This is a genomic window from Flavobacterium enshiense DK69 (genome assembly GCF_000498495.1).
Taxonomy (GTDB): domain Bacteria; phylum Bacteroidota; class Bacteroidia; order Flavobacteriales; family Flavobacteriaceae; genus Flavobacterium; species Flavobacterium enshiense.
Window position 1 is genome coordinate 54,987 of record NZ_AVCS01000003.1, and the last position, 13,825, is coordinate 68,811.

Annotated in this window: 13 protein-coding genes and 1 tRNA gene; all 14 read right to left on the reverse strand. The window is 34.6% G+C overall.

All coding sequences use genetic code 11. The features are described from left to right. Positions 1-94 precede the first annotated feature (94 nt). Complete coding sequence (locus tag FEDK69T_RS01145; RefSeq protein WP_023572297.1) at positions 95-517, reverse strand: hypothetical protein; 423 nt, start codon at positions 515-517, stop codon at positions 95-97. A gap of 168 nt (positions 518-685) precedes the next feature. After that, positions 686-1,381, reverse strand: coding sequence for a DUF6134 family protein (locus FEDK69T_RS01150; protein WP_131494739.1), 696 nt, complete (start codon positions 1,379-1,381; stop codon positions 686-688). A gap of 240 nt (positions 1,382-1,621) precedes the next feature. Beyond that, positions 1,622-2,134 (reverse strand): hypothetical protein, encoded by a 513-nt coding sequence (locus tag FEDK69T_RS01155; RefSeq protein ID WP_023572299.1) that lies wholly within the window; start codon positions 2,132-2,134, stop codon positions 1,622-1,624. A gap of 49 nt (positions 2,135-2,183) precedes the next feature. Beyond that, positions 2,184-3,188 carry a hypothetical protein gene (locus tag FEDK69T_RS01160; protein ID WP_023572300.1) on the reverse strand — a complete coding sequence of 335 codons (1,005 nt, stop codon included), beginning with the start codon at positions 3,186-3,188 and terminating at the stop codon, positions 2,184-2,186. 155 nt (positions 3,189-3,343) lie between these two features. After that, on the reverse strand, positions 3,344-3,805 hold the full coding sequence (locus FEDK69T_RS01165; RefSeq protein WP_023572301.1) for a hypothetical protein: 462 nt from the start codon (positions 3,803-3,805) through the stop codon (positions 3,344-3,346). 205 nt (positions 3,806-4,010) lie between these two features. Further along, complete coding sequence (locus FEDK69T_RS15300; RefSeq protein WP_023572302.1) at positions 4,011-4,442, reverse strand: hypothetical protein; 432 nt, start codon at positions 4,440-4,442, stop codon at positions 4,011-4,013. A gap of 10 nt (positions 4,443-4,452) precedes the next feature. Then, complete coding sequence (locus tag FEDK69T_RS01175; RefSeq protein ID WP_131494738.1) at positions 4,453-5,499, reverse strand: outer membrane protein assembly factor BamB family protein; 1,047 nt, start codon at positions 5,497-5,499, stop codon at positions 4,453-4,455. Positions 5,500-5,875: 376 nt separating this feature from the next. Further along, the gene (locus tag FEDK69T_RS01180; RefSeq protein WP_023572304.1) at positions 5,876-6,304 is read right to left on the reverse strand and encodes a hypothetical protein; all 429 of its coding nucleotides are present in this window, start codon (positions 6,302-6,304) and stop codon (positions 5,876-5,878) included. Positions 6,305-6,873: 569 nt separating this feature from the next. Next, positions 6,874-8,058, reverse strand: a complete 1,185-nt coding sequence (locus tag FEDK69T_RS01185; RefSeq protein ID WP_035629874.1) for a TolC family protein — start codon at positions 8,056-8,058, stop codon at positions 6,874-6,876. Then, a complete protein-coding gene (locus FEDK69T_RS01190; RefSeq protein ID WP_035629873.1) occupies positions 8,048-11,143 on the reverse strand; it encodes an efflux RND transporter permease subunit in 3,096 nt (1,031 codons plus the stop codon). Before FEDK69T_RS01190 ends, FEDK69T_RS01185 begins: the two co-directional genes overlap by 11 nt. 11 nt (positions 11,144-11,154) lie before the next feature. After that, the gene (locus tag FEDK69T_RS01195; RefSeq protein ID WP_023572307.1) at positions 11,155-12,651 is read right to left on the reverse strand and encodes an efflux RND transporter periplasmic adaptor subunit; all 1,497 of its coding nucleotides are present in this window, start codon (positions 12,649-12,651) and stop codon (positions 11,155-11,157) included. Positions 12,652-12,721: 70 nt separating this feature from the next. Next, positions 12,722-12,964 (reverse strand): hypothetical protein, encoded by a 243-nt coding sequence (locus FEDK69T_RS01200; RefSeq protein ID WP_023572308.1) that lies wholly within the window; start codon positions 12,962-12,964, stop codon positions 12,722-12,724. 80 nt (positions 12,965-13,044) lie between these two features. Beyond that, complete coding sequence (locus tag FEDK69T_RS01205; protein ID WP_023572309.1) at positions 13,045-13,443, reverse strand: hypothetical protein; 399 nt, start codon at positions 13,441-13,443, stop codon at positions 13,045-13,047. Between the two features lie 169 nt (positions 13,444-13,612). Next, positions 13,613-13,697, reverse strand: a tRNA-Ser gene (locus tag FEDK69T_RS01210). Between the last annotated feature and the right edge of the window lie 128 nt (positions 13,698-13,825).

Here is a 13,825-nt window from a genome sequence, read left to right on the forward strand (position 1 = left end):
AAAAGCGCTTTATTTAGCTTATTTTCGAGAAATAAGAATTTAGGCTCAGATAAATCGCACCAATAGGGTAAAACGGCTGTTATGCGAGGTTTATTCATCTTTTTATTTCAATTCGATCAATATAATCTTCATCAAAACTTGAAATTGATAAAAATTCGAAATCGCAAAAGAAAATGTGTTTTAAACCATTTTGTTTTAAAATTGATTCTCTGAGTTTTTCAGGTAATAATTCTAAGCTCAAAGTTGATGGCACAGGCCTATCAAACTGATAAATTCTAAGTTGATTCGTATTTAATTCTATGATTATTTTCAAGCCATCTAAATCAGTTTGAATGTCAAATTCCATATTCCGAACCTGAAAATCAAAAACTTCCCCCGTTTTCATCTTTAAATCAGTTTTCCACCATTCGACTGCTGCGTTAGGCATAAACTTATGAATGAAAATATAATTTAGATTTTTATCAACGACATTTAAAATATCATCGTTTGAATCAATTGTAACACGTATTGTTTTCATATTCACAGGTTGTTTTTCCCGAGCTTTGGCATAATGTTTAAGGGCTATCGCTCGGGCGGATTTTGAAGCACAAATATCTTTTTTTACTGTACAGCATGCTGTTAAGCCTACCTTTCCGGCGATAAAGCATGGTTTTATACGCTCTTAGAAAAATTATTAAAGCACATTTTAAGGGGAAAAAACTATTTCTGCCTGATAAAACAAATGTTCTATTTTGACTTTAGTGCATACCCCATCTTCATAATAAAAGCAATTACTATTCCCATTGGAGAACTTTATTTCATAACCTCCGTCTTTTGTTTTTTTTATGTTGGAAACAGATGAACGCTTTTCGCAATAAACGGTTTCTAAATTAACCGGTTCCTGAAAATAGAGACACAGTATAGTAGCATAAATAGAAGCAAAGGAAAGTTCTTCTTTTTCTCCGTCTTCTGACACTACATATCTATCACCAACTAATTTTGTTTGTTTATCTAACTTGGTAGTACCGTTTGTCGTTCTGAATTGGGAGGAATAAATCAGTTTTCCGTCTTCGAAGGTTGAAAATTCCTTTGCAACTACTGTAACGGGAAAGACGATTTTTGTTTTAATTTCAGAGGTCAGCTGCAAATTCACTTTACTTCCTGCTTTATCAGCTTCGAGCCGCAACCAGCCTATATCTTCTCCATTAAAGAGCACTTTATAGTTTCGTTGCACATTTTGAGCAGATAAGGATAGTGATACTAATAAAGCGAACCCTAAAATCAAACCATTTAAATTAATGCGCATAGCGTTTTCTAAAAATTGACTGAGCTGTGTGTTCAGCCTCATCCGACCATGCGCAAAATATTTTTTTGGTAAAATAGTAATAGTAAAGTTTGACATATATTCACTGTTTTTATATTTGATTAATAATTCATTCGCTAAAATTGATTTTGTAAAAATCCACTTTTAACAAAAACAGAACTTACTTGTTTAAAATAATTTCATCCTATACAAATATTGCCATTGATAGAGTAGGCCATTTTGAAAAACTCTGTTTTTTGCTATTGGACATGAGCAAAACCAATAGATAAGAGAAATGAGCAAAACAGATAATTTTTCATTTTTTGGATTTTTAAAATTTTAGTCTTCATTGGAACTAAAAGCAGCCAAATGCTCCATTAGTCTCTGTAACTCCAATTGAAATTTATATCCTTTTGATAGATCGACATAAAAAATATCCTCTGTTGATGATATATTTCTAACAGAACCAAAACTAGAACGTCGGACAAAACCATTAGATTCCAACAATTCACATTTAATAACGGGTTCTCCTGTATAAAAAATACCTGCGGCATTAATTTTTGCATACTTCACCGGGATGGAATATTCGAAAGCATCATCAATATCAATGCCCTTGCAGAACCTTCTCTGAAAGATCAGTTCTTTCTCCGTAATCTTTACCAGAGACACAGTATTTCTTGCCCAGTAATCCTGATTCAACTCAGACTTGGTATCCGGAAAAATATGCATTCTGTTTTTCAGCATTTTTTCCAATAAACGGATGGTCTTGTCACGATCTTGACCATGGCTTTTCTGCGTTGCGATTAACAAAACTAAAAGAGTTAAAAAGGAGGTAAGCTTTAGGTATTTCATTTTGTCAGGAAGAACTAGATTAATGTTTATATTTTCATTGCAAGGTTACTTAAACGCTAAAATTTTCAACTATTGCTTCCTCGGTTAGTTTTAATTCAAATAGGCGTTCATATTCCCACAGGTCTCTTAATCTGCTGCCTCGTTCAGCCAGATCAGAGAAATCAGATCTGTTCTTCTGACCATAAAATGTGGAATACAGGCTCATAAAGCTCTCAATGTTATCATTCTCATAATCCTTCACCCTCAGTTCAAAAAGACCGAATAACACCCACAGGGCGTATCCTAATTTTTTATCATCCTGAATTTCACGAATTATTGAATATAGTTCTGCAAATGATATATTAAGGTTTTTCAATCCTTTGTATGCAAAAACATAATTTCCTGTCCCACCAGAAAAAAACTCCCAATTGCCATTGAACAATGCCTTTTTAAAGTATTGTTTGCCCTCTTCTCCGCATAATGAAAAACCAAGCATTATTCCGGCATTGCAATCGGTTGAAGCATAATCGTTGCCAAGCTCGTACAAAGGCTCCAAATATGAAGTCCTGTCTGATAGCTTGCAAACAAGAGCGGGAATAAATTCTGGAATTAAACTTTTGCCGTAGCATTGCTCTATTGCACCTTTAATTTGCACCTGATATTCGGCACAATCGAAGTTTAACAGGCCTAGGGCAGAATGGGCACGGAAATAATAATCGGATCCCATATCGCCAAAAACATAATAGGCCAGTGTTTCCTTAACGGGTTCATACTTTAAGTCACCTAACAACTGTAGGATTTCAGAATCTGCTTGCTCCAGCAGTCTGTTATCTTTTATTGCCTGATCATATATTTTTTCCGCGAAATCTACATCCCCAAATTTTCGAAACACATCAAAAAAGTAACTGTTATTATCATCAAACGGCGCTTCAAGAAACTTTTTCAGGAGAATATCAGCGTCACTTTTTGTGCCAAATTTCAAAATGGAGTTTACCAAAGAGTGAAAGACAGATACATCGGGTCTGTCCTGTTCAAGGTTTAAATACTCTATAAGTTTTTGAGTAGCTCTAATCATCGTTAAGGTTGTAGTTATTGTGTTAAATCGTTACGGTCTATTTATCATACAAAATAAAAAAAAACCGCAATTACATGAGACAAGAATGCGGTTATTTACTTTTTTACTAATATAACAAGAAACTGTCTGGTAAATCAGTTCATTGCATTAGATTTTTATTCAGATTCCATGTTATAGATAACTTGGATATACCATATTGAAGTTTTTCTGTTTAGGGATACATTATAAGTATGAGTTTCATTGCTATAAGCAGACTTCAATACACCGTCCACAATATCTGACGAAATCAATTTGCCTCGCTTTGCAATGGAATTCACATACTCATCAAATTTATTCTTACCATTTCCAGCTAATTGAACTTCGTTCGCATCAAAGAAGCTGCTATCATCGAGAAACCATAAAAAAGATTCACCGTTATCAGAAGTTGTTCCATTGTAGCTAAATGTCAATTCATCACCCTTTTTATCTAAAAATCTCCATCCTTTTCCAATTAGAAATTTTTTAGCACCTTCACCGTCTTTTTCTATAATTGCTGTTAATTCCTTTACGGTTATGTTTTGAGCTTTAACTCCAATGCTCGTTAAAATAATAAATGATAAAAATAAAATTTGTTTCATGCAAGTTGTTTTTAAGTTTTTAAATTAAGTTGTGTTTATTTAAATTTCTGCTTTTTCTTTGCCGTCTTACCTAAAAAAAAAAGACACTACGGTTTGTTTGTCTTATACTTTTTTTGAGGTTTTCCAGCTCTTTTATTGAAATTAACCGGTCTTGTTCTGTACCCGGAATTTTCCCGTATGATATATCTAATTCCTATGGTGCCGGTTATTTCGGTAAATCCTCAAAAGCACCTATTTTTTCCATCTCGAGCGTAAAGGCATTCATTTTATATAGGGCATATCCTTCTTTATTCAAGGCTAAAAAAGAAAAGGATTTACCGTCATAATCGAAACTATCCTGAAAAATGCCCTTAATCCACCAGCAATCACTACCGCGGAACAATTCCTTAAACTGTGCAGGTTCATTTTGACTGTAATGGTAGAATTCAAAAGGTTCCTCAATTTTATAGATAATTAAACCTTCACCGCCCATTACAACATAATCTTCATCTTCCAAAATGATGGCACAATGAGGATTTCCGTAAAAGTCTCCTATAATCACGGATTCCTTAGCCGGATCATTTTTAAATTCAAGATAAACTTGCTCGTCTTCGGCGGTAACCTTATAATCATAACTTTCGGCCAAATAGCGTATCATATCCTTCCAATTAATTTATATGAATCCCATATAACTGACCATCATTCCTGGAAACAAGCCACAAATCATTTTTATCAGCTACGAGCCTGTGAGGGTTCCATTTGGTCAAATCGATTGTTTGTATAATTGCATTCTTTTTAAGGTCGTAAACCGCCAAAAGATTTTGATAAAAAACCCAGACAACATTGTCGTCTGCCTTAACAATGCTTTTATACTCGTTATAGGCATCAGAGCCTTCAGGAAATTCCAGCGTTTGATCCAAATCCACTTTCTTAGAAACTTTGTTTCTATTGTTGATGAATATTAGTTCATTTCCGCTCAAAAGTATCGTTTTGTCTTTCCCATATTTAATATCGACATTGTCATCGTTATTAAAGTAATTTTCTGAGAGTTCCTTTTGGTTGTGGGTTAATCGCTTAAAGTTCTTGGCACAAACCTCACTACCATCATTAAAGGTCGATTTGTACTTGCAACTATTATCAATAAGTTTACCGTCATAATCCAACTCAAACCAATTATCACCTTCAGCGTTAACAATTATCTTATCTTTTAAATAGTATGGACGTATTGAAGACCCATGTGCAATGAACCTGCTCCATAGAACTTCATTTTTGTTCAGATTGTATGCAATTATTGCCCCACCCTCATATAGCCCGGTACAGTACATTATAGAATCCTTAAATAGGGGAGTTGTCAGTATCTCATCTATTTTTAATTCCTGGATTGCAATTCCTGTTTTAGAATCAAGCTGAGAACTTTTATCACTGTACTGACTCACGTGTTCATTTGCTAAAACAGTTTGCTTATAGATGAATGGAGCTTTGTTGGATTTGTTGGCCAAATAAAATTGCCAATTTTCATTGCCGCTCTTTTTATCAAAAGCATAAAGCCTATAATCATTTGCATTAAAATAAACCTGCGAGCTATCGACAGCTATCGAAGAATAGAAATCTGATAGGTTTCTCTCCGAAAAGGAGATTTTGGAAGCAAAAAATTCAGTTTGAGCTTTTGAATTAAAACCCATTAAAAAAAACATCAAAAGAAATAAATGTCTCATCTTTAAATTATTTAAAATCCTAGCCTTGTGGCAGGGAAAGTTAAAGCCGTATGCAGTTTTATAACTAAGAAATTTACTTATATCGTCTATGTCAAAGTTTAACAATTCGTCTGCATCACTTTGAAAAAATTAAATTATTTCTTACGTCTAATCTCTGTATTGTTCCTGGTTTGAAATACCTAAAATTATGTGTGTCATTTAAAACAATTACTTTGGATTCAATCATAAGTTTTTTGCTAACACACAAATCATTACAATAGACTTAGGGATTTAACCACACTATTTCCAGACATATCCTAATAAGTGGATCTCTATAAATTCATTTGAAACTGTAGAAAATCACTAATACGCTATTAATTAATCTTTGTCAACTATCTTAACGAATCCCGGGAGCACTTGTATTATGTGGTGCTATATAACCTCCACCTTGGTATGAATTATTATAATTTTGGTTATAATAGGAATTGCTGTTATCATTTTGATAGTTATTTTGGCTTCTCTCCACCCATTCTTTACAAACAACTTCAAATCGATATTCAGATCCACTATTTGGTGAAACTATATCGTGAGTTCCGTAATTATAATTAGATACTAATTTTTTTACCGTTTTTAAAAGCCACTTTTCTTCTTTTTCCTTAACATCTTTACCATTGTTATCGGTAACAGCATATGCTTCTTTACGATAATTACCATCATTATCAAGTACAGAATATTCACACTTAACGTGTACACATGACCTGTACGTCTGAGAATAACAATTGGCAATAAATAAGATTAGGATTGTTGAGTAGATTATTTTTTTCATATGTTAAAAATTAGATTATTTAAATTTAGCACTCATCCCTTTTTATTTTTTTAGGGCATATAGTTAAATTACTTTACAATGTGTTGTTTCGATTAACTGCAATGGCAATGAAACAAACTTTAATATTGTTCTTTTGTAGGTTGATTTTGCATTAGAGAACTTAATGCCTTTGGGGTTGGCAATGCAAAAATACCCAATCCTCTCATAAGTAACTGGATTATAGCGACTTTTCACAAAATCAAAGGGTTTTGTTGTTGATCCAAATTAACTTTTTTGAATAAATTAAACTAAGCCGGGACAAAACAGGGTTTTGGTCAATGGAAGAAGGAATAGATCTCAGTAATCTTTTGAGCAGTTCGGGTTTAATTCTGGGAAAAAGATACTTATGAGCCTGAAGAACCTCAGCACGTCACTTAGTACGATGAATGGGAATTTAATTCTAAAGTATCTGACTGGCAGAACTTAGAAACGGCTGAGGGACTCACAGGATATTAGCGTAAAGCTCAATTTACAGCTATCTTAACAAATTGTATTGATGTTATTTTACAATAAACTGAAGATAAAACCATCTATAATTTATATTTCAACAGCTCTGAAATTACTTCAAAATACTCCTTTTCAGTTTTCAGATATGAATTTACTGTATTGTTATAATAATTAAGCTCAACAAAGTATTCCAAAGATGAAATTTGTCCTAATGACAAAGCTTTGTCCAGAAGCATTATATTATCGTTCATAACAGTCGATTTCTGATAATCATTCAAAATTGATTTTAGATTTTCATATTTGCCGTAAAGCTGTTTTATTTCGTAATAATGATCATTTTTATGGTCAGTTAATGACATTTCAGCAAAACTCATTCTTGCTTTTTGCAGTTTTACGGTGTTTTTACTTTCCCATAAAGGCAATGAAATCCCAGTGTGAATACCATTGTAGGTCTGTCCCAAAATACCCTGATAATGGTAACCTACTTCCATTTTTGGCAATGTTAAGGCTTTGCTTACTTCCATTTGTTTCTGGGTAATCAGTTTTTCCTGTTCTAAAAACTTTCGCATTGGATCGCTATCTTCAATCTCTTTTTCTAAGGTTTCAAAATCAGGAATTGCAGGAAAATCAAAATAAACAGTGTCCTTGAAAACTAATGGGTTGCCACCATTTAAACCAGTAAGTTTTTCGTTTAGTCTTACTATTTCGGAAAGATTCTCCTGATGTTCTTTTTTTATTTCAATCAATTGAACTTCGGCTTTATTTACATCGAGAATATTACCGTCACCGTTCTTCAACCTCCTTTGAAAATTTGATAACCATCTTTCGGTTGCTGCTTTTCTTTTAGTCAAAGGATTTTGAAGTTTATTCCTGTACACTAATTCGATACAGATTTTCTTCACTTCAAACAGCAAATTTTGAGTAATCAATTTATACTGGATATCAGCCTGAGTTATCTGCTCATTAGCTAACTGATTTTTCTTCGAATATGCTGTAGGAAAATCAAAGGATTGGGAAATGGTAAAATCGGTTTGATTTCCTGCATTTGCCGGACTTCCTTTCAGATAATCATATTCCAATGTCGGATTATAAAGCGAAATTCCCGTTTTATATTGGACTTTCTGCGCTTTAATATATTCCTCATTCGCCTGAATGGTTTTATTGTTTTTACTGACTTCAGACAATACTTCGTCAATTGTAGATTGTGATTTTCCCTGCAACGGAATAAGTGCGATTCCACATATTATCACTAAAAAACTACGCTTCATTTTGTTCTTTTTTACGATTAGATAAATAGTATACCACTGGCACAATGAAAATGTTCAGTAGTGTTGAGGTAAGTAAACCGCCCAAGATTACTTTAGCCATAGGGCTTTGGATTTCATTTCCCGGCAAATCGCTTGCAATTGCTAACGGAATCAAAGCCAAACCAGCGGTTAAAGCAGTCATTAAAATTGGGCTTAATCGGTCTTTTGAACCCTGTATGACCGTATCATAAAGACTTAAACCTTCTTTTTCCAGTGTCTCATAATGAGAAATAAGCAAAATACCATTTCTGGTTGCTACACCAAATAATGTGATAAAACCAATTATTGCAGGAATACTCAAAATTCCACTTGTAAAATAAATAGTGAATACTCCACCAATTAAAGCCAAAGGAAGATTAAGCAAAATGATTGATGCGGTTTTTACTTTTTTGAATTCGTGATATAAAATCATAAAAATCGCAAATATGGATAGAAAAGAAGTAAGCAGTAATGTTTTTGACGCTTCTGCTTCTGCTTCAAATTGCCCCCCGTACTCGATGTGATATTCTTCAGGTAACTTTATTTTTTCATCAATTATCTTTCGAATATCAGCTACAACGCTACTTTGGTCACGTCCCGTTACGTTAGCAGAAACGACAGTTTTTCGCTGTACGTTTTCACGATTAATTGTGTTAGGACCCGAAGCGCTTATTATATCAGCAACATAATACAAAGGTACTTTCTGACCATCTTTTGTATCAATCATTGCATTTTTGATGTTTTCAATCTTTCCTTTGTTAGCATCATCGAAACGGAGCAGCAAATCAAACGTTTTATTACCTTCATAAATTTCGGAAACTTTTTCGCCGGCAAAAGCTACGTCGACAAACTCGTTGAACTGACCAACAGTTATGCCGTAGTGATTAAGCAATTCTCTTTTTGCTTTTATCTGAATTTGCGGAATTTCAATCTGCTGTTCAACGCTCAAATCAACTAAACCTTCAACACTATGGATTTCATTTTTGATCTGGTTGGAAAGAGTGAAAAGCTTATTTAAGTCGGAACCGAAAATTTTAATAGCTATGTTAGCCCGTGTGCCCGAAAGCATGTGGTCAATGCGGTGACCGATGGGCTGCCCAATTGTGATATTTGCCCCTGAAACACCTGCTAATTTTTCACGAACTTCTGCCATGAACTCTTCTCGATTATGTTCGTCTAAAGTAAAAGGAGCATCAATTTCAGAAGAATTTACACCTTGCGCATGTTCATCGAGTTCGGCTCTACCAGTTCTTCGTGTCGTGATTTTTATTTCAGGAACCGAAAGAAGTGCCTTTTCAACCTGCGTTCCAATTTTATTGCTTTCTTCCAATGAAATACCAGGTAAACTGACTACGCTAACCACTAATGAACCTTCATTAAACTCAGGCAAAAAACTTCTTCCTAACTGACTCATAACGAGTAAAGCAACTAAAAACAGTCCGGTTGAGATATAAAGAACTTTCTTTTTAAGCGTCATGGCTTTTTGCAGAGCCTTTGTGTACAATTGTTGCAGATGATTTACCAGCCAGCTTTCCTTATGCTGTTTTAACAGCATTTTTTCATCTGTAAGCAAATAACTTGCTAAAACAGGGGTTAGTGTTATCGAAACAATTAAGGAAGCAAACAACGAAACTATAAACGCAATTCCGAGCGGTGCCAAAAGTTTGCCTTCCATTCCTGATAAAAAGAATAGGGGCAAAAACGCTACTATGATTATAAATGTGGCGTTAATTACTGAGCTTCTTATTTCAAATGAACCGTCAAAAATTACAGTAAGCTTATTTTTCCTTTCGCCGTCTGGTTTTAGAGCATTTTCTTTGAGTCGTTTAAACACGTTTTCCACGTCAATAATGGCATCATCAACCAAATCACCAATTGCAATTGCCATACCTCCCAGACTCATTGTATTTATGGTAAACCCAAACCATTTAAGAGTTAAAATGGCAACGATTAATGAAATGGGAATTGCTAACAATGAAATGAAAGTAGCACGCCAGTTCATCAAAAACAAAAACAGAATGATGATAACAAACGCTGTGCCTTCCAAAAGTGTTTTTTGAATGTTGCTGATTGATGCGTTTATAAAATCAGCCTGACGGAAGATTTTTGTATTGATATGTACATCTTTAGGCAGGTTCTTTTGAATATCGGTAATAGCGTCATCAATATGGTCTGTCAGTTCCAAAGTATTTGTTGCAGGTTGCTTCATGACAGTCATAATAACCGCTGGTTTTCCTTTTAAGGAACCATCACCAATTTTTAAGGAAGAGCCTATCTTTATTTCAGCAACATCTTCAATTTTTATGGTATTGCCGTTAACCGTTTTGATTACGGATTTTCCCAATTCGTTAATTTCTGAAGTACGACCGATGCCTTTTACTATGTACTCATTACCATATTCGTTCATAAAACCGCCGGAAGAATTTCCGTTTGCTTCTTTACTGGCTTTGAGTAATTCGTTTAAGGAAACATTGTAATAGTTCATTTTTTGTGGAGAAGCTAATATCTGATATTGCTTGTATTCTCCACCAATCACCACAACTTGTGAAACACCTCCGGTTGCCAATAATCTTGGTCGAATTGTCCAATCCGCAATGGTCCTTAAATCCATTTGAGAAGTTTTATCAGCTGTTACACTTATCAGCATGATTTCTCCCATAATGGAAGATTGCGGTCCCATAATAGGATTTCCAACACCTTGTGGCAGTTTTTCCGAAACAGCAGTGATTTTCTCACTTACGATTTGACGTGCTTTGTATATATCAGTATTCCACTCAAATTCTACCCAAACGATTGATATTCCAGCTGATGAAGAAGAGCGTACACGTCTTACGCTTGTAGCTCCGTTAACAGCGGTTTCAATTGGGAAAGTAACTAATTTTTCAACCTCTTCGGGTGCCATTCCATGCGCTTCCGTAAGAACTACAACTGTTGGAGCTGTTAAATCCGGAAATACATCAATCTCCATTCGAGAAGCCACGACACCACCAAAAAGGAGCAGTAAAGCCGATGCTATCACTACAAAAAACCTATTTTGCAGAGAAAAGTTTATTATCCTATTAAGCATAGCTTTTTAGTTTAATGTTCGTGACCATGAGCAGGCATAGTTCCTGAAGCGGTTGCTAATTTGATTTGAAATGATCCTTTAGTTACCACTCTTTCATTTTCAGTGATTCCGGATAGTATTTGCACATCCTGGCCGTCAGAAGCTCCTAATTTAACTTCCCTTTTTTGGAAACTTTCACCAGCAGTCTGAACATAAACATAAAAAGTTCCCTGCTCTTCAATTAAAGCTGATACAGGTACTGCTAAAGCATTTTCAATAGGTGAAGATTTAAGATAAACTTCAATAACAGAACCTGAAATTAATTGTCCCTGATTATCAACTTCAAAAGTTACTGGAATAAAAGGAGTGTTATTTGATGTGCTTTTTCCGTAGGAAACAATTCTTCCGTTCAGGTTTTTAGTATTGTAAACAATATCACTTTGAGGCGTTTTGAAATTAGCTGAAGTTATCGAAGCCAATCTGTTAAAGTAATTCTGAGATACATTAGCCTGTATCAGTAACTTTTTGTTTTTCGAAATTGTTGCCAGTGGTGTACCTGATTCGACAAATTGCCCTTCAGAAACCAATATGTTTTTTACAAATCCGGACATTGGCGCTAAAACATTATGTCCACTGGAACCATAATTTTTTGCTACTGTGTTATAAGCGATTTGCGCATTCTCAAATTGAAGCTTAGTTTGAAGATGTTCTTTTTCTGAAATGATTTTATCAGCAACTAATAACTTTGAACGTTCATAATCTGCTTTTGCCTTAATATAATTGGCTTTGGCTTCCTTTACAGAAGCGTCAATATTACTTACTGTCATGTCTCCAGCTGCAACCGTAAAAAGAGAATTTCCAGGAGTAACAGCTGAACCTACAATTGTGTTTTTACCTGAAAAACGAACAATACCGCTTGCTTTTGCAGTTACAATCATTTCATCACCGGGAGCAGAAAGAATTTGTCCATTTGTTTTGATAATCTCGTAAAAAACCTGTTTAGTAATTTCCTTATTGGCAAAATCCACTTTCCAAGCCTGTTCTTTCAAATAGGAAATGTCGCCACTTTCAGAATGTTCCGGTTGCTTTTCTAAAGCAGCTTTTTCATTTGGATAAACCATCACATCGTTGATAACAATTTTATCCGTGTAATCTTTGGTTTTTATATCAAAAATCAAAGTTCCTTTTCCTTCCATCTTTGGAGTCAAAGCCAAGCGAAAAATTCCAGGCGTACTTGGATTGTTTGCAGAATTTCGTATGCCTTCATTTCCAACGATTAAACTGACTGTTACATTGCCTTCAGTTAAAGGTTTGAAATTGTCTCCTAAGATGGTGAAATGAGCAGCAAACTTGGAAGCCTGTCCGACTATCAACGGTTTGAACTCTACAAATAATTCTGAGTTAGTAGTGTAGAGTGTATATGCTAACGGTTCAAGTGACGAGCTTTCTTTTGCTTCCTCTTTTTTATTGCAGCTAACCATACTCAAAATGAAAAAGGATAGCATTATTATTTTATATTGAATTTTCATATGTGTTTTTTTTAGGTCGAAGTAATCAGTTCACAATCAAAACATGAAACGACTGTGGGCTTTATACTAATTAATGTTGATGCTCTTTACCAACTGCGTACTTATGGTTGTGAGCTTCTTGCGTTGAGGTACTATCACTGCCTACAGTAAATTCTTCCTGTGGAGTAGTAGCTTCTTCATGATTTTCATGTGCGGAACCATCTTCGTGTTGATGCGTTCCTTCAGAATGGTCATGACCATGTTCATCAGCTTTTTTGGTATCGCAAGCTGTTAATATTGCTAATACCGTCATTGAAAGCAATAATTGTTTCATTGGTTGCTTTTAGTGAATGGATAAACATAAGAATGCTCATAGTAATAAAAACTACGAGTTTTTTAAATCAGAAGTAATGATTAACTTAAAAAAGAAGGAGGTCCTCTAAATTGGTAGGATTTTAAATGCGGAGAAATAAATACGAACGGCTTTCCAAAAGTCTTTAAAGACAATTGTGGTGAACTGTCAAAGCATTCTAAAGTAATTACCGCTATTTCTGTAGGAACTGCTGTAATTGAATTTACATTTATAAAACGAACTTCATCGTCTGAATGTCCCTTTGTGAAATTGTCTGAAGTATGGTTAAAATGAGAAAAGAAAAGTGATAAGCCATTTTCCTGCGATTTTTCGTCGTGATGGTGGTGATGGTGACCGTTATGAAAATGTTCTACCACATGAGAATGCGGAAAAAGATTGTGTCCCAAATTGATTACACAGGCAATAAGAAATAAAATCGCTATTGCTATTTTTTTCATCATGTAACAAAGATAGAAAATTGTTTAAGGCGGCCGTATAACATTTTGAAAAAAGTATAAAATGTACTGCAATAATATAAAAACAAGAAACGGGAGATGTCAGTATAAAAAGGGAGGGATTGTCAACTAAAAAAGAAAACCCTCATAAATCAAAAGATTACAAGGGTTTCTGCGGAGAAAGAGGGATTCGAACCCCCGGACCTGTTACAGTCAACAGTTTTCAAGACTGCCGCAATCGACCACTCTGCCATTTCTCCAATATGTAAAATCTCTTTCAGATCTGTGAGTGCACAAAACTAAAACATCAATTTACAATGCACTTTTGTAAATTAACTTTAAAAATAAAAACTAAGCTTTTTATTTTTGCGGAGAAAGAGGGATTCGA